The organism is Neobittarella massiliensis (ex Bilen et al. 2018), from assembly GCF_900289145.1.
GTDB classification, from domain to species: Bacteria; Bacillota; Clostridia; order Oscillospirales; family Ruminococcaceae; genus Neobittarella; species Neobittarella massiliensis.
Map to the genome: position 1 here is coordinate 19,193 of NZ_OKQO01000003.1, position 24,507 is coordinate 43,699.

A 24,507-nucleotide genomic window follows, 5' to 3' on the forward strand; every position below is an offset into this window, starting at 1 on the left:
GGACGGCAGGCGACCGGCATCGGTGCCCACAGCCCTAAAAAGCAGTCAAACAGTACCCGGCTGCTATCGCCTCGCGGCAAGCGGCCGGCGCGGCGGCAAAATTTTAGTATTCCTGGTTATCCAGCACCACCTGTTCCACTGCCTGCAGGTTCAGCGCCCGGTTGACGGCGCTCTCCGACTGCAGCGTAAGGGTAGAGCAAGCCATGGCAAACTGCACCGTCTCGGTCAGCGACAAGTCGTAGATGGCCCCGTACACGATCCCGGCGGTGTAGGCCTGGCCCACGCCGGTGGTGCTCACCGGCCGCCGGGCGCGGGTGTGGAAGAACCCCTCCTCGCTGGGGGTCACCACCGCACAGCCCTTTACGCCCAGCGTGATGAACACCCGTTTGGGCCCCATCTTGCTGATGTGTTTGGCCGCGCGGATGGCATCCTGCGCCGTTACGATCGAGATCCCCGAGATGAACTCCGCCTCGATGCGGTTGAGCTGTAAGGTACACATGCGGTCCAGCAGATGGACAAAGCGCTTGCATTTACCCACCGCCCCCACATCCATAATGATCTCCTTTTGGGGGAAGTTTTCCAGCACGTACTGCAGCGTCTCCGGCGGCAGCCCGCTGCCCAGCACGATGACCTTAGAACCGGCCAAAATGCCCGATTTGCGCTGTACGTATTCGGGGGTGATGTTGTCCTCTATACGCATGTCCGACAGGCCCATAGCCATGTCGCCGCCGGAGTTGATAAAAGCCATGAACAGCGAGGTAGAGGCGTTGGGCAGCAGCAGGCAGTCGGAGGTATCTATCCCCAGCGCCCGGCAGTCGGCCACGATCTTTTCGCCGAACATGTCGCCGCCAATGGGGGCCATCAGCTTGGCGTTGATGCCCAGCCGAGCCAGGTTCTCGGCCAAGTTGCGGGCCTCGCCCCCCGGCACCAGCGAGATGCGCCCGGGGTTCGAGCTGCCGGCCACCATGGGCTCAAACGAAAACCCGTTGATATCCATGTTGGCCGCGCCGATGATGGTGGCGTAATTGGGCTGCTCAAGTATGTAGCCGCGGCCCTTGATCTTGCCTTTTTTGGTGAGGTTCGTCAGGTGTACCGAGGCCGCAGACCGGGTGATGCCCAGCATGTCGGCCAACTCCTGGTGGCTGATCATGGGGTTTTTGCGAATGATGGCCAGGATCTCGGCTTCTCTCTTGGTGATGGGTGCGCCGTATTTTGGGTTTTTTGCTGTGTCTTCAAAGTCAGAATGCAAGAGCTAAGACCTCCTCTAAATTTAGATCGGGATTGACCGGCAGGGGGGAGCGGATGGTCAGATTGGCCACCGCCATCCCAAAGCGGACCGACTGCTGGATCGAGTACCCCCGCTCCCGCCACAAGAGCACCCCGGCAAAAAATGAATCGCCGGCGCCGGTAGCGCTCTGCACCCGGCGCACCGGTATAGCCGGGTGCATACCTGTGCTCTCACCGTCGGCGCAAAAGGCGCCCCGCGCGCCGCAGGTGATGAGCACCCGCCGGCACCCCATGGCCAAAATAGCCCTGGCCATGCGCTGCAGGGCCGCAATGTCCTGCGCGGTCTCGCCGGTCACCGCCATGGCCTCCAGCAGGTTGCACTTCACGGTGTGAAAGCGGCCCAAAATGGGCCTGATAGCCAGCCCGCGCGATACCGATGAGGTGTCGATCCACAGCGGCACCCGGCAGTTCTGGGTGACGAACTCCAGTGTCTCCATAGGCAGCCCGCTGCCCAGCACCACCGCCCGGGCCCCGCACAGCACTGGCAGCTTCGCGGCCATAAATTCCGGCGTCAGCCGCTGCTCGAGCTCCACATCCGAAAGCGCCACGGCCATGTCGCGCTCCTCGTCCATCAGGGCGATATAGGCCGAGGACATCGCTCCCGGCACCGTCAGGCAGTGCGACATGTCGATGCCCACCGCCTGGCTGTCCTGCACCAGTTTTTGGCCAAAGGCGTCGTCGCCGATCGCCCCAATAAATTTCACCTCGCCCCCCAGCCGGGCATAGCACTCGGCGCTGTTGCGGGCTCCGCCGCCGCTGTACAGCCGTATCTTGCCGGGGTTCGAATTGCGGGGTATCAGGTCACCGGTAGCAAAACCGGTAATATCCACGTTGGCGGCGCCTATATACACTACATAGCCCATGGCACAAAGACCTCCTCGTCACTGGTGGCGAAATTCTCGAAAACGATCGACAAATGGGAGCGATTTAAGAGCACTTGGCTACTATTATACGGTTTGGCGGCAACTCCTGTCAAACAGATTCGTCCAGATCTATCTGGTAAAATATGGCGTTTTTATCCGGGTCGGTGCGGCTGTAGTCAAACAGTACCGCCACCGGTCCGCCCGCCGTCTCCCGGCTGTCGGGCCACACCGGATAGGGGAACACGTGGATGTACACCGACTTGGCAATAGCCGCCGGGTGCATGCCCACATGGCCGGGCAGGTATTGGGCCACCTGCGCCTCATCGCCGTAAAAGTCGCGGATCTGCTGGCGGTAGCGGGGCGTCAGGTCACCGCCGTCTAAAAAGGGGAGGTGTTTTTTTGGCCGCTCCTGCCGCAGCCGGTCAAACTGGATGCACTGCCGCAGCCGCGCGGCGTCGGCCCCCGGCAGCCCGGTGCCAAACGCCAGCAGCAAACGCCACTTGTCCTCTTTAGAAAGTGCCGCCGGCATGCCCGATACCTGCTCTTTTTGCCGCTCCAGCTGCATATACTGGGCCAGCTGGCAGTAGAGCGCAAAGGGGCTCTCCAGCAGCTGTTCCAGGTACCCGATCGCCGTGCGGTAGCGGCCGCAGTTGTAAAAGGTATCCACACAGTCCTCCACCTGCTCCAGCAATAGCAGGTCCGCAAAAGACAGCCAGCGGGTGCGCAGCACCTGATAGGGGGGCGCCTCGCTGCACACGATGCCGTACCCCTCGGCCTCCTGGCGCAGCAGGCTGCCGTGCAGCAGCTTTAAAAAGCCCAGCTGTAGCTGGTGGGGGTGCAGCCGGTAAACATCGTCAAACGAGCGGGAAAAAGCCGTCAGGTCCTCGTGGGGCAGTCCGGCGATCAGGTCCAGGTGGATGTGGATGTTGCCCGGCGCCAGCAGCGCGCCCACCGCCTTGGCGATCGCCCTGAAGTCGTGTACCCGCTGCACGGCGGCCACCGTGGCCGGGTGGGTGGACTGCACCCCGATCTCAAACTGGAACAGCCCCCGGCGGGCCCCCTCGAGCAGCGCCGCGTCCTCGGGCCCCAGCAGGTCGGCCCCCAACTCAAAGTGGAAGTTGGTCACCCCGTTATCGTGTTCCATCAGGTAGCGCCAGATGGTCCGCGCCCGCGCCCGGTCACAGTTAAAGGTGCGGTCGACGAATTTTACCTGCCGCACCCGCTGTGCCAAAAAGAAGTCGAGCTCGGCAAATACCTTCTCCAGGCTGCGAAAGCGCACCTGTCCCCCCGCCCCCGACAGACAGTAGTGGCAGTGAAAAGGGCAGCCGCGGCTGGTCTCATAGTACAGCGTGCGGTCGCGGGGCAGCGTGTCCGCAGTGTATACAAACGGCAGCTGGTCCATGTCCGGCACCGGTGCCGGACCGTTTTGCACCACCCGTGCCCCGTCTCGCCAGTGCAGGCCGGGCACCTCCGGCAGCGGCGCCCCCGCCGCCAACAGCGGCACCGGTATCTCTCCCTCACCGGTGAGCACCCCGTCGCACCAGGGGTACTTGCTTAAAAAATCAGGGTCGTATCCGGCCTCCGGGCCGCCACAGAATATGGGGCAGTGGGGCAGTATCGCTTTCAGGTCCGGCCCCAACCGGGCGATCGTGGCCACGTTCCAGATATAGGTGGAAAACAGCAGCCGTGTAGGGCGTGCACAGCGGCGGTAGATCTCGCTGAGCAGCTGGTGGGGCAGCTGGTTGATGGTGCACTCCAGTACCTGGCAGCTGCCCTCCGCACGCCGGATGGCCGCCTCCAGGTAGCGCACAGCCAGCCCGGTGTGGCTGTATTTAGAGTTGATCGAGATGAGCAGTGTGTCCACGGATAGGGCCTCCTCTTACTTGATGGTACGATCTCTATATTGTACCACATCCAGCCGAGTAGAAGTATCCCCACCGGGCACCAAACAGGAACTGTTGCGCAGCCGGCTCTGTTTGGTGTCCGGCAGGAAAATTATTGAAAAAATTTTGTCGGAGAGGTGTTGACAAATGTGGACTAAGGTGGTATAGTTTAATCACACCAAGAGAAACTGACCCAATACCAGTTAAAACTTGTGAGAGAATTTTGATTAGGGGGAATTTACGAATGAAAAAATTTATCTGCACCGTTTGTGGTTACGTACATGAGGGCGACGCCGCGCCCGAGAAGTGCCCGGTCTGTGGCGCTCCCGCCTCTAAGTTCAACGAGCAGGCCTCCGAGGGTCTGGTTTTCGCTGACGAGCATGTAGTGGGCGTGGCCGAAGGCGCTCCCGCCGACATCATCGAGGATCTGCGCGCCAACTTTAACGGCGAGTGCAGCGAGGTCGGCATGTACCTGGCCATGAGCCGTGTGGCCGAGCGTGAGGGCTATCCCGAGATCGCCGAGGCCTATAAGAGATACGCTTTTGAAGAGGCCGAGCACGCCGCCAAGTTCGCCGAGCTGCTGGGTGAGGTAGTGACCTCCAGCACCAAGAAGAACCTCGAGATGCGCGTAGCTGCCGAGCACGGCGCCTGCGCCGGCAAAAAAGACCTGGCCACCCGCGCCAAGGCCCTCAATCTCGATGCCATCCACGACACCGTACACGAGATGGCTAAAGACGAGGCCCGCCACGGCTGTGGTTTCGCCGGCCTGCTGAAGAGATACTTCTGATCTCCTCTACATGCTACATAGCTGACTTCTTTACTCCCAACTATAAAACAGAGAGACAGGATGGCTTTAAGCCATCCTGTCTCTCTGTTTTGGCGCAGGTATCCGTCATATATAAAAAGTACCTGCCGGATCTCCCCAGTGGCCAGATCTATCCGGCAAGGGGCGAGATAGGTGAACCAGTGTGGTCACCCGTCCAATACGGCGGCGCCTGCTGTAAAGTCTCGCTCCGCAGCCCCGCTCTCCTCACCTGTCAGCAGCCCCCGGCTCTCCGCCGGCCATAGGCAGCTGGTAGATACCGGACTGCTCTTGCTCTGCCGTCTCGGCCGCTGCATACAAATAGAGGTCGTTTTCACCGCAGGTCAAAAAATAAAACTCTGCCGAGAAGGGGAGACCAACCATACAGATCGGGGCTCTCCGGTCATCAGATCGGTCTGTTGGATACGATCCGGCCGATAGCTGGCCATATAGACAGACTTGGCGGTGACCAGATGGCCGGCGGCTCGGCCCAGAAGATAAAAGCGCTCTGCTGCACTGGCTGGTCTAAAAAGTTTCAGGCCATATTTGGCCTCGGCGGTGTACTCTACACAACAAGCGGCTCCGGGCGCATCGCACAAAGTGCCGACAGGTTCTGTTCGCTCTTCGGGTTTGGCATCACTGCCTTTAGACAGCGCCGTACACACGTCTGTGCGCGTCTGTGCGCACCTGTGCGCGCTGTCCCGGTCTTGCCGTGTTTTCGCCCGTGAACGGTGCATATAGAGGGGGCTGCCCTCTCCCCCCACCAGATGGATATCCCCGTCCGCTCCAAATGGGCTCCGGCTCGCTGCTGCCGGTCAAGTCTTTGCGGCAGAGCGTACAACCCATCCCGTCAGAATCGGTCGGCCAAGAGGAATAGACGAGACCGCAGAGAGTACTTTCGCGCAGGACCGATCCGTTGATGCTCCTCCTTTCGGCGATAACGGGCGCATCGCTGCCCGCGCGGTAAATGGATGTATTTCACGTAGTATACCGCATCGCCGCCTTGGCGCACTTTGCGCATGGCGGGGCGCTCTTCCGTATAGCCCACATAAAATGGGAGAGGAGCGGGCCCGCTAGCGGTATTTTTATCAGAGCTTTTATCGTATATGGCGCCGTCTTAGCCTCCCCGCAGACAAAAAAGGCGCTCGGGGCCACGAGACCTACAAAGCGCCGACGATCTTTCGCGGTCAAACACCGCTTTTATAGAAAATATTTGTGCGATACTTTACGATAGTTAGTTATCAGATCTCGATAAATTATCTGTAACAAAAAACAGAGAGCCTCTCATTTCAGAAAAATTTCTCTGTCACCCAGACAAACGTCCAAACAAAAAAGAGCCGCCTGCTGGCAGCTCTTTTTGCCTATGTACCCGCGTTATCTCTCTTTTTCGCTCTCGTCCTCGTCCTTTTCTTCCACTGCCGTCTCTTCTTCTTTTTCTGCAGTCTGGGTATTTAGGGTAATGCTCTCAGGTATACCGCTCACCGCCACATTGCGGTTCACTTTGGCGTCATAGCTGCCGGCGCGCACGATCTCGTTCAGGTCGATGCCCACCGTCTCGCGCATGGTCTCAAACAATTTGGCCATCACCGCCGGCACCCCGTCCGCCACACTGCTCACGCCTTCACTGCCAGAGCCGATAATGGTCACCTTATCGATGGCCGCCATGGGCTCGGCGATCTTCTGAGCAATATCGGGCAGCACCCTGATGAGCATCTCGCCCATAGCGGCGCTGTTGTACTTCTGGTAGGCCTCGGCTTTTTTCTCCATGGCCTCGGCCTCGGCCAGTCCTTTCTGGCGGATGGCCTCGGCTTCAGCCTCGCCCACCCTGCGAATACCGGTGGCCTCCTGCTCCTTGGCAAACAGGGCGGCCTCGGCGGCGCGCTGCATCTCAAACTTCTGGGCCTCGGCCTCTTTCTGGCGGCGGTACAGCTCGGCGTCGGCCTGCTTTTTCACGCTGGCGTTCAGCGCCTCTTCCTGCACCTCGGCCTCGCGCTTTTTGATGACGATCTCTTTTTCCTGCTTGGCGATGTCGGCGTCCGAAGTGGCGATCTCGATGGTGCGGCGCTGTTCCTGCTCCTGGATCCGGTAGGCGGCGTCCGCCTCCGCCTTCTTGGCGTCCGATATGCGTTTGAGCTCAGCCTGCTTTACCGCCAGATCGTTTTGCTTGATGGCGATCTCCTGCTGGGCGGCTACCTGGGCGTCGTTGGCCTCTTTTTGGGCCATCGCTTTGGCCTTGGCGATCTCTTTTTCACTCTCGGCACGGGCGATGGCCGCCGTTTTCTGGATCTTGACGATGTTGTCTACACCCAGGTTCTCGATGACCCCCGAGTCGTCGATAAAGTTCTGCACGTTGAAGCTCACGATGTCCAGCCCCATCGAGGCCAGGTCCGGCTCGGCGTTCTGCTTTACCAGCTCGGCAAACTTCTGTCGGTCCGATACCATCTCCTGCAGGTCCATCTTGCCCACGATCTCACGCATGTTGCCCTCCAGCACCTCGCGGGCCACGGCGCAGATGTAGGCGGTGGGCTGGTTCAAAAAGTTCTGGGCGGCCACCCGCAGCAGTTCGGGCTGGTCGCTGATCTTTACGTTGACTGCCGCATCCACGTTGATATTGATGTAGTCGGCGGTGGGCACTGCGTTGGAGGTCTTTACATCGATGGGGATGAGCTGCAGGTTGAGGATATCTTTTTTCTCTAAAAACGGGATCTTTACGCCCGCCTTGCCAATAAGCACCTTGGGCTGCCGCCGCAGGCCAGAGATGATGTACGCCGTGTCGGGCGACGCTTTCACATAACCGGTGAAAAACAGTGCCAAGATCAAAATTACCGCAATACCAATGGGGATGAGTAGACTGAGGGGAGGCATAAAGACCATCCTTTCCATAATAGGGCCGGCGGGCAGATAGCCCGGTCCGCCGGCAATTTTGCACATATCCAAGTTCACTATACCACACCGCCGGCGCCGGAACAACTGAGCCCATCTCCCAAAACAGCGGCCGGGCACCTCCCGGGCGCCGGCGCACTGTCTAGCGTGGCAGGTACCGCTGCATCTCGCGCAGCATGACCGGTATATCCAGCGGTTTGGCAATGTGGCAGTTCATGCCCGCCGCCTTGGCCGCCTCGATGTCCTCGGCAAAAGCGTCGGCCGTCATGGCAAAAATGGGGATGGTGGCCGCGTCCGCCCGCCGCATGCGCCGTATCTGGCGGGCGGCCTCATGGCCATCCATCACCGGCATGTGTATGTCCATCAGGATCAGGTCAAAATAACCCGCCGGCATCTGCGCAAAGCGCTCCACGCAGGCCCGCCCGTCGTCTACCGTCTCGACCTGGGCCCCCACCTCCTGCAGGATCTCCCGGGCGATCTCCTGGTTAAAGGCATTGTCCTCGGCCAACAGGATGCGCCGGCCGCTCAGGTCGGCTGTGTCGCCGCCGACCGGGGCGCTGGGCTCCTGCCGCAGCACATACTGCCGCAGGCAGTGGTACAGCGTCGACCTGAAGATCGGCTTTTGGATAAAGCCGTTGGCGCCTGCCGCCACTGCCTCGGCCTCGATCTACGCCCAGTCGTAGGCCGAGAAAATGACCACCGGCACCTCGGCCGGTATGCGCTCCCGTATCCCGCGCACGGCCTCGATCCCACTCAGGCCGGCCATCTTCCAGTCCAAAATGATCAGGTCGTAGTCCGCTTTTCGGCCGTGGGCCGCTACCGCCATCTCCACGGCGGCCTGTCCGCTGTCGGCGATATCGGCCGCCGCCCCCAGCTCCCGCAAAAAGGCGGCTGCCGACTGGCGGGTGGCTGCGTCATCGTCGGCCAGCAGCACGCGCATGGGCGGCAGCGGGTCCTCGGCCGGCAGCTGGCGGCCGGGCAGGCGCATATCCAGCTCCACGGTAAAGGTGCTCCCCCGGTCCGGCTGGCTCTGCACGGTGATCTCGCCGCCCATCAGGTCCACGATCATCTTGGTAATGGCCATTCCCAGCCCGCTGCCCTCGATCTTGTCTACACGGCTGTCCTGCTCGCGGCTAAAGGTGTCAAACAAATGCTCGCGAAAATCGGCCTTCATGCCGATACCGGTGTCGGCCACACGAAATACCAGACGGGCACAGCCCTCTTTGACCGCGGGCTGCTCAGCCACCTCTACGGTGATAGCGCCCCCCGCAGGGGTAAACTTAACCGCATTCGAGAGCAGATTGATGAGCACCTGGTTGAGCCGCAGCGCGTCAAAACACAGCGTCTCGTGCTGCACCTGCAGCAGCCGCACCTCAAACTGCTGCTTCTTTTCCGTCACCATAGGCTGTACCATCTTCACGATGCCGGTCAAAAGCTCCTCCAGCGAGGTGTCGGTCTCGCTGAGCACCATCTTTCCGCTCTCGATGCGCGACATGTCCAAAATGTCGTTGATCAGCCCCACCAGCATCCGCCCCGACAGATCGATGTTCTTTAAATATTGCCGCACCTTGTCCGGCTGGTCGGCCTGGTCGGCGGCCAGCTTGGTCATGCCGATGATGGCGTTCATCGGCGTGCGGATATCGTGCGACATGTTCGAGAGGAAGCGGCTCTTGGCCACGCTGGCGCTCTCGGCGGCCCGGCGCGCCTCCTCTTTGGCCGCCACGATCCGTCTGGTAGAGTAGCGGTAGAACAAAAAGAACGCCGTCAGCACCAGCACGCCTGCCGCCACCAACAGCAGCAGTATCTGCGACTGCTCAATGATCTCGCCGGCCTGCTCCATGATCACCTGGTTGGGCACGATCGAGATCACGTCCCAGCCCGGCACGCTCTCCAGCGGCACGTAACAAAATACGTATTCCTGCTCCTGATACTGAAAGCGCGCCACCCCTTTTTTGCCGTTGCCCAGCGCCGCGCGAAAGGTCTCCACTGCGCCCGACTCGTTGCCCTGCAGGTCGACGATGTCAAACAGGTTTTGAAAGGTGCGGTTGCTGTTTTTGTGCAGGGAGCGGATGAGGATATCCCCCTCGCGGTCCACCACGTAAGAAAACCCCGTGTCGTCGTAAAACGAGAGCGAGAATCGCTGCGCCACCTCCGCCAGCGGACGAGTTTTCTGCACCAGTCCCACGGTGCCGTCGGCAAACGTAAAGCGCTCGTAGTTGCCCAGGGTCCACACCCCGGTATAGCCGTCTAAAAAGGGGCGGCGCACCCCACTTTCCGCCAGTGCCAAAAAGGTGTCCAGCTGCTCCTGGCTCAAAACATATCCCGCCTGCTGCCGGTCGGTATACACGGTACCGGTATCCAGTACCACACAGATATAGCTGGTGCCGCTCTCACTAAAAAGGCGCACCTTTTTTAGCAGCGTGGCCCCGTCGGCGGGGTCCTCGCCGCTCAGGTCGGCTGCCAGCAGGTGCAGCGTCTCGGCGTCTTTTTCCATATAGGTGTCCAGTGCGTGCCGCCCCTGGGCGGTCACCTCCAAAATATCGGTCACCGCCTTGATCCACAGCGCCTCCTGCACATGGGCGATATAGTAGATACCGCCGCCCAAAAGTCCCGCCAGTGCCAGCAGCACCAGCGCAACGATAGCCCACTTGTGCCTTCTCTTCACGGTGTACCTACCTCCGTCTGCTGTGCGCGCCACTGGTTGATCAGCAGCTGCATGCGCGCTGTGGCCTGCTCGGCGCTGTCCCCCTGCAGCATCCCCACCGTGCACTGCCGCGCGAGGTCCCAAATGGGCAGCTGCAGGTTGTCGTCGGCGCCAATGACGCTGCGCCCGTTGGTGAGGTAGGGGCTGATAGACTGTATCGCCTGGTCTTCAGAAAGGCGGTTGTCTTTGAGTGGGCTAAACGAGCACTGGCTGTCCACAAATTCCCACATCACATCTTTTTGGGTCAAATACTCCACAAACTCCTTGGCCTTCTCTACATGGGGGCTGTCGGCGTTCACGCTCACGCGGGTGTCGATGTTGATGACCAGCACGCTGCCGTCGTCTAAGATCGGATAGGGCCGCACCTCAAAAGAAAAATCCGGCTCCAGCTCCCGCAGGCGGGGCACCGCCCAGACGCCAGTCAGCATAAAGGGCCGTTCGCCGGCGGCAAACAGCGCCAGATCGTCTTTGGTCTTGGCGGTGTTCAGCGCCTCGTCGGCGTCTATCCAACCCCGGCGCAGCATCTTTTCCACCAGTGAAAAGCCGGGGGCCAACACCTGGGTCAGGTCGTCCTGGCCGCTGCTCAAACGGGCGATCCGGGCGGCGGGGTCCGCGCTCTGGTATACCGGCAGCAATCCCTTGGCCAGCACTACCGTCTTTAGCGATATATCGTTGTTGGCCACGATGGGGATGATCTTCTGCGACACAAAGTAGTCGCACACCGCCTCCAGCTCAGCCAGGTTCTCGGGTATCTTTTGCCCGTGCTTTTTAAGCAGTGTGGTGTTGCAGTACAGGCCAAAAGCCGAGATAGAGGTGGGCAGGTAGTCGATGGTCCCGTCGGCGGCCATCTGGCTGCGAGCCAGATCGCTAAAGTTTTCCAGCGTCGACAGGTCCGACAGATCGGCCAGCTGTCCCTGCCCCGACAGCTTTAACACCCGCTCGTGGTCCACCATAAAAATGTCGTCGCCGTTGCCGGTGGACAGCCGCTTTTCCAGCACGCTAAAGTAATCCGGGCTCTTGATGCCGTCATAGGCAATGTTCACCCCGGGGTAGTCGTCCATGTAGCCGTGCAGCGCGTCCTCAATGGCCATCACGTTCAGCGCCTCGTATTTGTAGCCAAAAAAGGTCAGGTCGGTCTGGTGCTGTACCGCTCCAGTGTCGGCCTCAAAAACAATGTTCTTGCTCTCATTACACCCGCTTAAAACACCCAGCAGCAGTGCCGGCAACAGCAGCAGTGCCCAAACCCGTCGCCCCATCCTCATAAAAACGCCCCCACCCCCGCACAGATCGCTATAACAGGACCTGTTTTCACCATTTTGTACAGTATACTCTATATCGGTCAAAAGAAAAAGGTTTCCCTTTAACAAACTGTGAAAAGTGTGACGGTATCTGCGATCAGTTTACCGGCACTTTGTGCCCCTCTTCTGTCCCCCCAAAAACAGCCGGGCAAAAAACTGCCTGCCAACTGTCCGCCGCTGCTAAAAGCTCGCCGGCGCCCCAAAATAAAAGATCGGTTGGATCGGTGTGTGCACCGGCGCTGTAAAGCGGCAAAAGGCGATAGCCGGTAAACACGCCTCCAGCAGCGGCAAATACCTAAAGTGGCGCCCAATACTGCCCAAAATGCCCGAATTTACAATTTCGTAACATTTGTGATGTCGGCATAAAAAGGGCGGACCGCTGCCAAAGCAGCGGTCCGCCCTTTTTAAAACACAAGCTGAGCTGGAGAGATCACACCGCCTGCCGCGCCAGCTCAGGGGCGCATTGCAGCAGCTTTGCGGCCTGCTCGACCGGTGCGCTGCACCAGCTCTCCAGCTGATCTGGCGGCAGGATCACCGGCATGCGGTGGTGGATATCCCGCATCCAGCTGTTGGCGGCGCGGGTGAGAATAACGTACCGCGGCTGCCCGTCAAACACGTTATAGAGCCCCGCCATATAGAGTGCGCTGTCGCCGGGGCGGGTGAACAGGTACTTCTGGTGGGCTCTGTCCTGCGACCACTCGTAAAAGCCGGTACTGGGCACCACGCAGCGGCGAAACAGCAAGCTGTTGCGAAACATGGGCTTGTCCTGCGCGGTCTCGCTGCGGGCGTTGATGATCACGCCCGCCGAGCCGCCAAATTTGGGAAAGCCCCAGCCAAAAACATCCGCCTGAATGTGTGCTCCCTGCCGCAGGAGCACCGGCGCCGCATTGGTGGGGAAGATCTCACCGGTCTTTACCTCTCTTTCGGGGTGGCGCCTGCTCACCTCCTGAATAATGCGCATGATCTCGCGGCTGTCGGTATCGGTAAACAGCGTGTATCGGCCGCACATAACGTCGTCCTCCTTTGCTTTTTTATAGAACTGGTACAGTCAGTTTGCCCCGCCCACGGCCGGTCTATCAAACCGGTCCTAGACTGTCGCACACAGCAGCTGGTGGTATTTCCCTGTAGATATCGGCGGGGGAGAGGTATACAATAAAAACACAGAAAAAGAACAAACGTTTATTTTTGGCACTGTATACGCCGGTAATGACTATGGAAAGGACCATCTTACACGCCGATCTCAATAACTTTTACGCCTCGGTAGAGTGCGTATATCGCCCCCAGCTGCGGGGCAAGCCGGTGGCGGTGGCCGGCGACGCCCAGCTGCGGCACGGCATCGTGTTGGCCAAGTCCTACGAGGCCCGCGCCTGTGATGTGCAGACTGGTGACCCACTGTGGCTGGCCCGGCAAAAATGCCCCGAGATCGTGTTCGTACCGCCCGATTATGGCCGCTATCTGCACTATTCACAGCTGGTGCGGCAGATCTATTTAGATTATACCGATCTCGTCGAGCCCTACGGCCTGGACGAGTGCTGGCTGGATGTGACCGGCAGCGCCCGCCTGTTTGGCCGCGGCAGCCAGATCGCCGCCCAGCTGCGCCGGCGGGTAAAAAAAGAGCTTGGCGTCACCATATCGGTAGGGGTATCTTTTAATCGGGTATTTGCCAAACTGGGCAGCGATTTAAAAAAGCCCGACGCCACCACTGTGCTGCCGCCCAACTGCTGGCAGGAGCGGGTATGGCCTCTGCCCGTGCAGGACCTGATCTACGTGGGCCACGCCACCGAAAGCAAGCTGGCGCGTATGGGCATACACACCATCGGTCAGCTGGCCGCCCAACCGCCGGCACTGGTGCAGCAAAAGCTGGGCAAGGTGGGCGTTCTTTTATGGGGCTGGGCCAACGGGTGCGACCGCTCACAGGTGCAGCCGTCCCACATCTCGCTGCCGGTCAAGAGTATCGGCAACAGCACCACCGCCCCGCGCGATCTGGTCACCGACCGCGACGCCCGCATCACACTGTATGCACTGTGCGACAGCGTAGCTGCCCGTCTGCGGGCGCAGCACCTCACCGCCCGCACCGTGCAGCTCACCATTCGCGACTGCGACCTGTGGAGCTATCAGCGCCAGATGACGCTAAAAGAGCCTTGTCAGGATTCGCAGACGCTGTTCGATGCCGCGCACCGGCTATTTTGCCGCCACCGGCTGCCGGGCCGTCCGGCGCGGGGACTGGGGGTAAAGGCCTGCAATCTGGCCCTGCAAACGCCGCCACAGCTGTCGCTTTACGGCGAGATCCAGCGCGCCCAGCGCCAGACCGATCTGGAGTGCGCGCTGGATGGGATCCGCGCCAAGTACGGAAATTTCGCTGTGCGCCGGGGCATCATGCTCACCGATCCGGCTCTGGCGGCAGTAGATCCGCAGCGAGACCACATCATCTATCCGGTGGGCTTTTTAGGAGGTTGAGAGCTGTGCGCAAAGTAGTCGTGCCGGTGGTGGTACACATCGATGAAAAGGGGCGCATCACCCCGCTGTCGCTGGAGTGGGAAGACGGCACCGTGTACCAGATAGACCGCATTTTGCAGGTAGAGCGCGCCGTGGCCCAGCAGGTAGGGGGCGCCGGCATACGCTATACGGTACGGGTACTGGGCCGAGAGCGGTATTTATACCACGACGATCTGGAGGGCAACTGGTTCGTCGAGGGCCGGTAGTGCCCCTGCCAGTACCGATCATCCCACCGTGTGGATAGCAGCCCGGCCCCAACCCTGAAGTTTCCAGCCGCCATGCAGATCAGTAGAAGTAAAGGTAACCTTGGCATTGGCGGCATTACCTTGACCCAACACCAGCGTGTACTGGCCGCCGGTATATTGGAAACTGTCTATATCGGTGAGGTACTGCACCTTTTCGGCCGGAAGCTGGTCGTAGGGCAGCTCGATCTGGGCCCAGCTGTCGCCGGTGTCATCAGTGACGAACAGCAGCGGGTAGTACACGTCGTTGCCGGCGTCCAGGGCAACAGCTCCCACCTGCTCGGTAGCCATAGCCATATCCCGCAAGTAGCGGCTGGAGCCCTGCAAGGGCAGCGTCTTTTCCTCCCAGCTCTGGCCGCCGTCACGGGTAAAATAACAGGCCTTGTGTTCGCCGCCGCCCATCGACCAGTCGGTCCCCAGCGCGGCCCAGCCAAAGCTGGGGGAGACAAACCCCACTGCCCGCTTATTGATAGACCGCTCAAAGCTGTCCGAAAGGGGCAGCTGCACATTTTGCCAGCTGCCGCCCTGACCGGTAGAGATCGTCAGCACCGGCGTTTTGCCCCAGAAATAGGCGGTAGGCAGCGCCGGATCTACTGGCATGAACAGGCTGGTAGAGGGCAGAGTCAAACGGTCCTGATAAAAATCCATCGTCTCTTTTAGCTCTTGCTCGGTAATGGGGGCTGGTACCCAGGTGGAGCCATAATCGTAAGAAAAGCGCAGCTGCCCGCCGGTGATCATGTAGTCACACTGCATATGACTGGTCCGGTCGCCCAAAGCGGTATCGGCGTCGGCCGGCGCAAATACATACTGAAACAGCTGCCCAGAGACCATACTGCTGCCGTCGTACAGAGTGATCACAACGCTGGTCTTGCCATCACTCACGCCGCCTTTTCCATCGGCGTAGTCTTGCGGACCCAGCACTTGGGGAGCGTCTCCCGCACGCAGGTCAAAAATAGGGTTCCCCTGCTGCACCACTGTGTGTGGGCGGTAGCCGACAAAGTAGCGGGATAGTCCGCTGACGGCGATCTGCTTTTTGATAGGGATCTGTTTAAGTAGTCCGTCTAGGTAGCTTAAAGTCGCGTTTTGGTCGTAGAAAAATGCCAGCTGTTGGCCCAATTTGGCAGAGGTGGTCTCGGTATAGGTGATGGTCTTGTCGCGGTACAGATAGCTCACCCCGCCGTAGTAGGTACCGCTCTCATCGTAGGTGTCGAGCGACAGCGTGAACGATTGCACCAGACCTCTGCGGTCCAGCTCGGCATTAAAGTACGACACATTGTATTGTGGCGGCAAACTCTTCGTTGCCCTCAGTATCTTTTCAAGACCGGCAAGCCCCTCTTTCTGCAGGTCGTAGCGCCCGAGATTGTAGGAAGTATCGCCGGCCTCGATGACCGGTACCTTTTGTGGTCTCAGTAGCACAATAAAAGTAACGATGCCGGCGAGCAGCAGTACTGTGGCAGCGATAAGAGTAATGAGCAGCGGCTTTTTCTTCATGGGAAGGCCTCCTATAAATAAGCGATCATACCTGGGCTTTCAGTATAACACCCACCGGGAAAAAAGTCATATACCGGCTGGCGTATACGGTGCTCGATCACCGGTGAAACGGCCACTTTTATCTTGACACCCATCGCCCGGTATTGTATTATAATAAAGTCGTTTCTATGTGCCGCTGTGGTGGAATCGGCAGACACAAGGGACTTAAAATCCCTCGCTGGCAACAGCGTACCGGTTCAAGTCCGGTCAGCGGCACCAACAAGGACCGCATGGATAAGCCATCCATGCGGTCCTTGTTTTTGTCAATAACCCACTTTATAACCCACTTTTTAAAAAACTATTTTATCAGGCGGCGAAAAACATCGTCTACCATACCTGCTGCTCTTGCTGCATCGCCGTCTAGTTCATGCCCATATATGCCGAATGTGTCCATGCTGGTGCTGTGTCCCGCTATCAGCTTTACGAGCTCCCCGGGCATGTCCGATTTTACTACAGAGATAAACGTATGCCCTTACGGTATAATTACGACAAACCGGAAAAGCCCCGTAGGATCAAGGGTTTTGAGGTTTTCAGTCTGATTTTTTCATCCTTTTCCAAACCGAAAAATCATACTGAAATAAGTCGAATTGCAGGAGGTGTTTCATTAACGACAAATGAATAGCAGAAAGGAACTCAAAACCTTTTGATTCCAAACACAACAGAATATTGGATTTAAGCGAAGCCGTCACTTGTTTTAAGTGGCGGCTTTTGTTGTTTCCAGGGGTGTTATGCAGGCACATGACAACACCCAATCAGAAATGAGGTGAAGTCATTGAACCCACAAATCATCGCCGTTGCCAACCAGAAGGGCGGCGTCGGCAAAACGACTACCTGCGCCAACTTAGGCATCGGGCTGGCGCAGGCCGGAAAGAAGGTGCTGCTGGTGGATGCTGACCCGCAGGCCAGCCTCACCATCAGCCTGGGCAACCCGCAGCCGGACAAGCTGCCCTTTACCCTGTCCGATGCGATGGGCCGTATTCTCATGGACGAGCCGATCAAACCCGGCGAGGGCATCCTGCACCACCCGGAGGGCGTGGACCTGATGCCTGCCGACATCCAGCTCTCCGGCATGGAGGTATCCCTGGTGAATGCCATGAGCCGCGAGACGATTCTGCGGCAGTATCTGGACACGGTGAAGGGACAGTATTCCCATATCCTCATCGACTGCCAACCCTCCCTGGGAATGCTCACGGTCAACGCGCTGGCCGCCGCCAACAGGATCATAGTCCCCGTCCAAGCGGAGTATCTGCCCGCCAAGGGCCTGGAACAGCTGCTGTCCACCATCAACAAGGTCAAGCGGCAGTTAAATCCCAAGCTCCAGATCGACGGTATTCTGCTGACGATGGTGGACAACCGCACCAACTTTGCCAAAGAGATCGCCGCCCTGCTGCGGGAGACCTACGGCAGCAAAATCAAGGTGTTCGGCACCGAGATTCCCCACTCGGTTCGAGCCAAGGAGATCAGCGCCGAGGGCAAGAGCATCTTCGCACATGACCCCGGCGGCAAGGTGGCGGAAGCCTATAAAAATCTGACGCGGGAGGTGATAAAACTTGAAAAGCAGCGCGAAAAAAGTAGAGCTGGCCTCAGTCGATGACCTGTTTTCCACCGAGGAAAGCCGCGCCGACGCCCAGCGTGAAAAAGTCATGGAAATTCCCTTGTCGGAGCTGCACCCATTCAAGGATCACCCCTTTAAGGTCAAGGACGATGAGGCCATGATGGAGACCGCCGACAGCATCCGGCAGTACGGCGTACTGGTCCCGGCCATTGCCCGCCCGGACCCTAATGGCGGCTATGAGCTGGTTGCCGGGCACCGGCGGCACCGAGCTAGCGAGCTGGCGGGTAAAGAAACCATGCCGGTGATTGTCCGCGACCTGGACGATGACCAGGCCACCATCATCATGGTTGACAGCAATTTGCAGCGGGAAAGCCTGCTCCCCAGTGAAAGGGCTTTTGCCTACAAGATGAAGCTGGAAGCTATGAAGCGACAAGCTGGCAGACCGTCCAAAGAAAATTGTTCCCAAGTTGGGAACGATTTTGGGAAGAAGTCGAGCGAGGTATTGGCTGAACAGGTCGGCCAGAGTAAAAACCAGATTTTTCGTTATATCCGCCTCACCGAGCTAATTCCCGAACTGCTGGACATGGTGGACGAGAAGAAAATCGCCTTCAATCCGGCCTACGAGCTGTCCTTCCTCAAAAAAGAGGAACAGGTGGATTTGCTGGACGCGATGGACAGCGAACAGGCCACGCCGTCGCTCTCCCAGGCCCAGCGGCTGAAAAAGTACAGCCAGGAGGGCCACCTGACCCTCGACATGATGCGGGTCATCATGGGCGAAGAAAAGAAAAGCGACCTGGACAAGATCACCTTCACCAGCGACACCCTGCGCAAATATTTTCCCCGGAGCTATACGCCCCAGCGGATGCAGGAGACCATCATCAAGCTGCTGGAACAGTGGCAGCGCAAGCGCCAGCAACAGCATGAACGCTGAGAGAGGAGTTGCCTATGAGGGATATTTCAGCCCGCGAGCTGAAAGGACATAACATTTTGGCTGTGGAGCGATTTCAGGACAGCACCCGCTGGATGGTGGAGTTTGCGGTCCGCAAGCCCCGCACCCCTTACGGCAGCCCCGGCGACGAGGTGCGCCTGTTTCTCACCGAGGACGGCTACCGGCAGGCCCTGGACGCCCAGCGCAGCCAGCAGATCAAAATTAAGCGCCATGCCCACGTTGTCGAGGGGCACATCATAGACTTCAAGCCGAAGAAAAAGCGCCGCCACCCGTAAACCCACCACTTGCCAAGAAAGGAATGAATTATGTGTACCGTTAGAGACATTGAAGAAGCCATCCGCGAACATTGCCAATCCCAGCATGACATGGAAAGCACCGAGATCGACCAGGTGATGCAGCGCCTGCCCTTCGGCACCGCGCAGGATGTTTTTACCCGGCCCCCTGTGCCGAAGCCGCCGTATTCCTGGCACAGCCGGAACTACCGCACCTGACCGCCGCAGTCTCTTTGAAGATTGCGGCTTTTTTCATGCCATGAATGCCGAGAGGAGTGATGAAATGGCCGTTTTTCGTATTGAACGGACCCGTGATTATACCGTGATGAGCAACCACCACCTGCGTGATAAGGCGCTGTCTCTGAAATCCAAGGGGCTTTTGTCCATGATGTTATCTCTGCCAGAGGACTGGAACTACACCACACGCGGTCTGGCGAAGATCTGCAAGGAGGGCGTGGACGCCATCGGCGGGGCGCTGCGGGAGCTGGAAGCCGCCGGGTACATCGTCCGCCACCAGATGCGGGACCGCCAAGGACGCATCAGCGACACCGAGTATGTCATCTATGAGCAGCCCCAGCCCAAAGAGCCGGATACGCCCCAGCCGGATACGGCTTCACCAGATACGGAAAACCCGTATCTGGCTGACCCGGATACGGAAAAGCCCGCAGAATTAAATATAGAGAAATCAAAGACCCAAAAACAAACAACGGATGTACCAAGTACCGATTCCATTCCCTTCCGGGGCTTTGCGGCAGCTCAGCTGCCGGAACGGAAAGGACGGGATGCGATGTCGGTGGAGGAAATGGAGAGTTATCGGGATTTGGTGTTGGAGAACATCGAGTACGACCACCTGTGCCGGGAGTTTACCACCTACCGCGAGGATTTGGACGAGATCGTGGAGCTGATCGTGGAAACGGTCTGCGCCAGACGCAAGACCACCCGCATTGCCGGGGCGGACTTTCCCCATGAGGTCGTGCGGTCGCGGTTCTTGAAGCTGGACAGCTCCCACATCGAGTTCGTCATGGAGTGCCTGCACAACAACACCACCGAGGTCCGCAACATGAAGCAGTACCTGCTGACCGTGCTGTTCAACGCGCCCACCACCATGAACAATCACTACACGGCCCAGGTCAACCACGATATGCACGCAGGCGGCTGGTAATGGCCGCCTTTTCTGCTGCACCGCCCAAGGAGGCACGATATGAACCAGATGGAAATTTTCAAAAACCCGGAGTTTGGGGCTATCCGCGCCGTAGAGATTGACGGAGAGCCTTGGCTGGTCGGAAAAGATGTGGCGTTAGCGTTAGGGTATAAAAATCCGCAGGAGGCGATCCGCAACCACGTTGACGCAGAGGACAAAGGGGTGAGCGAAATTCTCACCCCTGGCGGGATTCAGAAACTCCCTATCATCAACGAGTCCGGCCTGTATTCTCTGGTGTTGTCCAGCAAACTTCCCAAAGCAAAGCAGTTCCGCCGCTGGGTCACGTCTGAGGTCCTGCCCAGCATCCGCCAGCACGGGGCCTACCTCACCAGGGAAAAACTGTGGGAGGTCGCCACCTCGCCGGAGGCGCTGCTGAAGCTCTGCTCCGACCTGCTGGCCGAGCGCGAGAAGAACGCGGCGCTGCAAGCGGACAACGCCCGGCTGCAAGGCAAGGCCGTCTACTACGACCTGTTTATCGACCTGCGGCACAGCACCAACCTGCGCACCACCGCCAAGGAGTTGGAGGTGCCGGAGCGGCGCTTCGTCCGTTTCCTGCTGGAACGCCGGTACGTTTACCGCGCCCCCTCCGGCTGTGTGCTGCCCTACGCCAAGAGCGCCAACGAGGGGCTGTTCTGTGTGCGGGACTACTACCGCAACGGCCACACCGGCTCCTACACGCTGGTAACGCCCAAGGGCAAGCTGCACTTTGCAGAACTGCGGTCGCTGATCCTGGTGACGGTATGACAGGCCGGTATTTGCTGCGGCGGCTGGTGGTCCCGCCTTAGATTCAAGACCACTCACTGCATATCCGACGAAGGGAGGGATGACCTATGCAGGAGGAAGTGGAAAACAGAACCCTGACGCTGATCGTCAGCGGGACAAAGTTCACCGGGCGGCTGTTCAAGGCCGCCATATCCAAGTACATGGCCCACCGCAGGGAGAAGAAGCTGGAAAAGCAGCGCGGCCGGGATTCCCCCGTCACACCCAAGGGCAAACAGACGGTGAAGCAGCTCATCGGGCAGAACCAGGGCGTCTCCAACATCGAGATCAACGACCCGTCCATCAAGGATTTTGAGCGCATCGCCCGCAAGTACGGCGTGGACTATGCGGTGAAAAAGGACCGCAGCGCCTCGCCGCCCAAGTACCTGATCTTCTTCAAAGCCCGTGACGCCGACGCCCTGACGGCGGCATTCTCGGAGTACACCCAGAAGAAGGTCAAGAAGGCCGACCGCAGCGAGCGCCCGTCTGTGCTGGAGAAGCTCGCCCAGTTCAAAGAGCTGCTCAAAAATACCGTGGTGGACCGCAGCCGCCGGAAGGAGCTGGAACGATGAAGCAGGTGAATGTGAAAAAGCTGGTGCTGCTGAACCTGCCCTACTTCCTGCTGGGCCTGTTTGCCACCAACCTGGGCGAAGCGTGGCGGCTGGCGACCGGCGCGGATGCGTCTGCCAAGATGCTTTCATTCTTCTCCACCCTGCCGGTGGCGCTGGGGAGCTGGTGGCCCAGCCTGCACCCGCTGGATTTTCTGGTGGGGCTTTGCTGCGGCGCTGGCTTGCGGCTGGCGGTGTACCTGAAAGGCAAGAACGCCAAGAAGTACCGCCACAACGTGGAGTATGGTTCGGCCCGTTGGGGCACCCATGAGGATATTGCCCCCTACATCGACCCGGTGTTCCAGAATAACGTCATTCTGACCCAAACCGAGCGCCTTACCATGTCCAGCCGCCCCAAGAACCCCAAGTATGCCCGCAACAAGAACGTGCTGGTCATCGGCGGCAGCGGTTCCGGCAAGACCCGCTTCTGGCTCAAGCCGAATTTGATGCAGATGCACAGCTCCTACGTCGTTACCGACCCCAAGGGCACCATCCTGGTGGAGTGCGGCAAAATGCTCCAGCGGGGCGCACCCAAGCCGGGCAAGGACGGCAAGCCCATGAAGGACAAACACGGCAAAATCGTGTATGAGCCATACCAGATCAAGGTGCTGAACACCATCAACTTCAAAAAGTCCATGCACTATAACCCCTTCAGCTATATCCATAGCGAAAAGGACATCTTGAAGCTGGTGACAACGCTGATCGCCAACACCAAGGGAGAGGGCAAGGCCGGGGACGATTTCTGGGTCAAGGCGGAAACGCTGCTGTACTGCGCGCTGATCGGCTACATCCACTATGAGGCCCCGGTGGAGGAACAGAACTTCTCCACCCTCATCGAGATGATCAACAGCATGGAGGTCCGGGAGGACGATGAGGAGTTCAAAAACGCCGTGGACCTGATGTTCGATGAGCTGAAAGAGCGGGACCCCAACCACTTCGCGGTGCGGCAATATGCCAAATATAAATTGGCCGCGGGCAAAACCGCTAAGTCGATTTTGGTGAGCTGCGGTGCCCGGCTGGCGGTGTTCGACATTGCGGAGTTGCGGGAGGTCACGTCCTACGACGAGCTGGAGCTGGACACCCTGGGCGACCGCCGGACGGCGCTGTTTTTGATTATGAGTGACACGGACGATTCCTTTAATTTTTTAATCTCCATGTGCTACACCCAGCTTTTCAACCTGCTCTGTGAAAAGGCCGACGATGTGTACGGCGGGCGGCTGCCGGTTCATGTGCGGTGCCTCATCGACGAGTGCGCCAACATTGGGCAAATCCCAAAACTGGAAAAGCTGGTCGCCACCATCCGAAGCCGGGAGATTTCCGCCTGCCTGGTCTTGCAGGCACAGAGCCAGCTCAAGGCCATCTACAAGGACAACGCCGACACCATCATCGGAAATATGGACAGTTCCATCTTCCTGGGCGGCAAGGAGCCGACCACATTGAAGGAGCTGGCCGCCGTGCTGGGCAAGGAGACCATCGACACCTACAACACCGGCGAGAGCCGTGGGCGGGAAACTTCCCACTCGCTCAACTACCAGAAGCTCGGCAAAGAGCTGATGAGCCAGGATGAGCTGGCCGTCATGGACGGCGGCAAGTGCATCCTCCAGTTGCGCGGGGTGCGGCCGTTTCTGTCGGACAAGTACGACATCACCCAGCACCCCAACTACAAGTACACCGCCGACGCCGACCCGAAAAATGCGTTCAGCATTGAAGATTTCCTGCGGGCCAGGTTGAAGCTGAAACCCAACCAGGTCTGCGACGTGTATGAGATCGACGCCGCAGCCGACGATTGATGCTCCGCTATGAAAGGAGGGGTCCTATCTACCCGCCACAACCGCCCCGGACGGGGCCATTGGCGTACAAAGCGGACGATCTCTATCAAAAAATGAAAAAGGAGGAAGGCCGGAATCAAGCCCCCGGAAAGCGGGCGGCGATCATCCGGCTTTTGTATGCCTATGAACCATGACTAAATCAAACTTTTCAAACTGATTCCGGCCAACTTTATTTATGGAATTTTTCAATCAGGCAATCACCGTTCTCCAGACCCTCGTTATCGCCCTCGGTGCCGGTCTCGGCGTGTGGGGCGTCATCAACCTGCTGGAAGGTTACGGCAACGACAACCCTGGTGCCAAAAGCCAGGGCATGAAACAGCTGATGGCCGGCGCGGGCGTTGCTATCGTGGGCATGGTGCTGGTGCCCCTGCTGTCCGGCCTGTTCACCGTCTGATCGTTCCCCGTTGAAATCCTCGCCCCCTCCCGCGCACAGCGGGAGGGGCAGAAAGGAGGCTGACACCGTATGGATTTCTTATTGGATGCCCTGACCAACTGGCTGAAAGAAATGCTGGTGGGCGGCATCATGGAAAACTTAACGGGGATGTTCGACAGCGTGAACCAGCAGGTCGCGGATATATCCGTACAGGTGGGCCAGACCCCGCAGGGCTGGAACGGCGACATTTTCAACATGATCCAGAACCTCTCCAACTCCATCATGGTGCCGATTGCTGGCGTGATCCTGGCCATCGTGATGACGCTGGAGCTGATCCAGATGATTACCGACCGCAACAACCTGCATGACGTGGACACCTGGATGATCTTCAAGTGGGTGTTCAAATCAGCCGCCGCGATTTTGCTCGTCACCAACACCTGGAACCTCGTCATGGGCGTGTTCGACATGGCCCAAAGCGTGGTGGCCCAGGCGTCCGGCATCATCGGTTCGGACGCTTCCATCGACATCTCTGCTGTTATGACCGATATGGAGTCCCGGCTGATGGATATGGACCTGGGGCCGTTGTTCGGCCTGTGGTTCCAGTCGCTCTTTATCGGCATTACCATGTGGGCGCTGTATATCTGCATTTTCATCGTCATTTATGGCCGTATGATCGAAATTTACCTTGTCACGTCGGTGGCCCCCATCCCGATGGCGACCATGATGGGCAAGGAATGGGGCGGCATGGGCCAGAACTACCTGCGCAGCCTGCTGGCGCTGGGCTTCCAGGCGTTTTTGATTATCGTCTGCGTGGCGATCTACGCCGTACTGGTGCAGAACATCGCCACCGAGGAGGACATCATCATGGCGATCTGGAGCTGCGTGGGCTATACCGTGCTGCTGTGCTTCACACTGTTCAAAACCGGCAGCCTCGCGAAAGCAGTTTTTCAGGCGCACTGAGCCAGGAAGGAGG

22 protein-coding genes and 1 tRNA gene are annotated in these 24,507 nt (G+C 58.9%); 14 read left to right on the top strand and 9 right to left on the bottom strand.

The window, feature by feature from the left end; all coding sequences use genetic code 11:
* Nucleotides 1-103: 103 nt before the first annotated feature.
* The 3 genes from C6Y32_RS04590 to C6Y32_RS04600 form a co-directional block, all read right to left on the bottom strand.
* On the bottom strand, nucleotides 104-1,249 hold the full coding sequence (locus tag C6Y32_RS04590) for a PfkB family carbohydrate kinase (RefSeq protein ID WP_105204150.1): 1,146 nt from the start codon (nucleotides 1,247-1,249) through the stop codon (nucleotides 104-106).
* On the bottom strand, nucleotides 1,239-2,150 hold the full coding sequence (locus C6Y32_RS04595; RefSeq protein WP_105204151.1) for a carbohydrate kinase family protein: 912 nt from the start codon (nucleotides 2,148-2,150) through the stop codon (nucleotides 1,239-1,241). Before C6Y32_RS04595 ends, C6Y32_RS04590 begins: the two co-directional genes overlap by 11 nt.
* Nucleotides 2,151-2,259: 109 nt before the next feature.
* Nucleotides 2,260-4,014 carry a B12-binding domain-containing radical SAM protein gene (locus tag C6Y32_RS04600; RefSeq protein ID WP_105204153.1) on the bottom strand — a complete coding sequence of 585 codons (1,755 nt, stop codon included), beginning with the start codon at nucleotides 4,012-4,014 and terminating at the stop codon, nucleotides 2,260-2,262.
* 263 nt (nucleotides 4,015-4,277) lie between these two features.
* Here C6Y32_RS04600 and C6Y32_RS04605 point away from each other — a divergent pair, with 263 nt between their 5' ends.
* The gene (locus tag C6Y32_RS04605) at nucleotides 4,278-4,820 is read left to right on the top strand and encodes an NADH peroxidase (RefSeq protein WP_105204155.1); all 543 of its coding nucleotides are present in this window, start codon (nucleotides 4,278-4,280) and stop codon (nucleotides 4,818-4,820) included.
* Nucleotides 4,821-6,209: 1,389 nt separating this feature from the next.
* Here the strand turns inward: C6Y32_RS04605 and C6Y32_RS04610 are convergent.
* From C6Y32_RS04610 to C6Y32_RS04630, 5 genes are all read right to left on the bottom strand, one after another.
* On the bottom strand, nucleotides 6,210-7,700 hold the full coding sequence (locus C6Y32_RS04610; protein WP_105204428.1) for a flotillin family protein: 1,491 nt from the start codon (nucleotides 7,698-7,700) through the stop codon (nucleotides 6,210-6,212).
* 160 nt (nucleotides 7,701-7,860) lie between these two features.
* On the bottom strand, nucleotides 7,861-8,370 hold the full coding sequence (locus C6Y32_RS04615; protein ID WP_164998137.1) for a response regulator: 510 nt from the start codon (nucleotides 8,368-8,370) through the stop codon (nucleotides 7,861-7,863).
* Between the two features lie 15 nt (nucleotides 8,371-8,385).
* Nucleotides 8,386-10,383 (bottom strand): ATP-binding protein, encoded by a 1,998-nt coding sequence (locus C6Y32_RS04620; protein WP_105204158.1) that lies wholly within the window; start codon nucleotides 10,381-10,383, stop codon nucleotides 8,386-8,388.
* On the bottom strand, nucleotides 10,380-11,684 hold the full coding sequence (locus C6Y32_RS04625; RefSeq protein WP_105204160.1) for an ABC transporter substrate-binding protein: 1,305 nt from the start codon (nucleotides 11,682-11,684) through the stop codon (nucleotides 10,380-10,382). Before C6Y32_RS04625 ends, C6Y32_RS04620 begins: the two co-directional genes overlap by 4 nt.
* 466 nt (nucleotides 11,685-12,150) lie before the next feature.
* The gene (locus tag C6Y32_RS04630) at nucleotides 12,151-12,729 is read right to left on the bottom strand and encodes an SOS response-associated peptidase (protein ID WP_105204162.1); all 579 of its coding nucleotides are present in this window, start codon (nucleotides 12,727-12,729) and stop codon (nucleotides 12,151-12,153) included.
* A 203-nt stretch (nucleotides 12,730-12,932) separates the two neighbouring features.
* Between C6Y32_RS04630 and dinB the strand changes: the two genes are divergently transcribed.
* On the top strand, nucleotides 12,933-14,177 hold the full coding sequence (gene dinB / locus C6Y32_RS04635; RefSeq protein WP_105204429.1) for a DNA polymerase IV: 1,245 nt from the start codon (nucleotides 12,933-12,935) through the stop codon (nucleotides 14,175-14,177).
* A gap of 5 nt (nucleotides 14,178-14,182) precedes the next feature.
* Nucleotides 14,183-14,422, top strand: coding sequence for a hypothetical protein (locus tag C6Y32_RS04640; RefSeq protein ID WP_105204164.1), 240 nt, complete (start codon nucleotides 14,183-14,185; stop codon nucleotides 14,420-14,422).
* A gap of 18 nt (nucleotides 14,423-14,440) precedes the next feature.
* Here the strand turns inward: C6Y32_RS04640 and C6Y32_RS04645 are convergent, their stop codons facing one another.
* On the bottom strand, nucleotides 14,441-15,949 hold the full coding sequence (locus C6Y32_RS04645; RefSeq protein WP_105204166.1) for a WD40/YVTN/BNR-like repeat-containing protein: 1,509 nt from the start codon (nucleotides 15,947-15,949) through the stop codon (nucleotides 14,441-14,443).
* A 171-nt stretch (nucleotides 15,950-16,120) separates the two neighbouring features.
* Here C6Y32_RS04645 and C6Y32_RS04650 point away from each other — a divergent pair.
* From C6Y32_RS04650 to C6Y32_RS04700, 11 genes are all read left to right on the top strand, one after another.
* Nucleotides 16,121-16,207: transfer RNA gene (locus C6Y32_RS04650), tRNA-Leu, on the top strand.
* Between the two features lie 553 nt (nucleotides 16,208-16,760).
* Complete coding sequence (locus C6Y32_RS04655) at nucleotides 16,761-17,582, top strand: ParA family protein (RefSeq protein ID WP_040917436.1); 822 nt, start codon at nucleotides 16,761-16,763, stop codon at nucleotides 17,580-17,582.
* On the top strand, nucleotides 17,539-18,474 hold the full coding sequence (locus C6Y32_RS04660) for a ParB/RepB/Spo0J family partition protein (protein WP_040917437.1): 936 nt from the start codon (nucleotides 17,539-17,541) through the stop codon (nucleotides 18,472-18,474). The genes C6Y32_RS04655 and C6Y32_RS04660 overlap by 44 nt, the downstream gene beginning before the upstream one ends.
* A gap of 14 nt (nucleotides 18,475-18,488) precedes the next feature.
* The gene (locus C6Y32_RS04665) at nucleotides 18,489-18,767 is read left to right on the top strand and encodes a DUF5720 family protein (protein ID WP_007045875.1); all 279 of its coding nucleotides are present in this window, start codon (nucleotides 18,489-18,491) and stop codon (nucleotides 18,765-18,767) included.
* Between the two features lie 30 nt (nucleotides 18,768-18,797).
* Nucleotides 18,798-18,983, top strand: coding sequence for a hypothetical protein (locus C6Y32_RS04670; RefSeq protein WP_007045876.1), 186 nt, complete (start codon nucleotides 18,798-18,800; stop codon nucleotides 18,981-18,983).
* Nucleotides 18,984-19,047: 64 nt separating this feature from the next.
* On the top strand, nucleotides 19,048-19,926 hold the full coding sequence (locus tag C6Y32_RS04675; RefSeq protein WP_105204168.1) for a DUF6017 domain-containing protein: 879 nt from the start codon (nucleotides 19,048-19,050) through the stop codon (nucleotides 19,924-19,926).
* Between the two features lie 39 nt (nucleotides 19,927-19,965).
* Nucleotides 19,966-20,709 carry a BRO family protein gene (locus C6Y32_RS04680; protein WP_105204170.1) on the top strand — a complete coding sequence of 248 codons (744 nt, stop codon included), beginning with the start codon at nucleotides 19,966-19,968 and terminating at the stop codon, nucleotides 20,707-20,709.
* 86 nt (nucleotides 20,710-20,795) lie between these two features.
* Nucleotides 20,796-21,296, top strand: a complete 501-nt coding sequence (locus C6Y32_RS04685; protein ID WP_105204172.1) for a PcfB family protein — start codon at nucleotides 20,796-20,798, stop codon at nucleotides 21,294-21,296.
* Complete coding sequence (locus tag C6Y32_RS04690; RefSeq protein WP_105204174.1) at nucleotides 21,293-23,122, top strand: VirD4-like conjugal transfer protein, CD1115 family; 1,830 nt, start codon at nucleotides 21,293-21,295, stop codon at nucleotides 23,120-23,122. The genes C6Y32_RS04685 and C6Y32_RS04690 overlap by 4 nt, the downstream gene beginning before the upstream one ends.
* 214 nt (nucleotides 23,123-23,336) lie before the next feature.
* Nucleotides 23,337-23,555 (top strand): Maff2 family mobile element protein, encoded by a 219-nt coding sequence (locus tag C6Y32_RS04695; protein WP_007045882.1) that lies wholly within the window; start codon nucleotides 23,337-23,339, stop codon nucleotides 23,553-23,555.
* Between the two features lie 69 nt (nucleotides 23,556-23,624).
* On the top strand, nucleotides 23,625-24,494 hold the full coding sequence (locus C6Y32_RS04700) for a VirB6/TrbL-like conjugal transfer protein, CD1112 family (RefSeq protein WP_105204176.1): 870 nt from the start codon (nucleotides 23,625-23,627) through the stop codon (nucleotides 24,492-24,494).
* The last annotated feature ends 13 nt before the right edge of the window (nucleotides 24,495-24,507 follow it).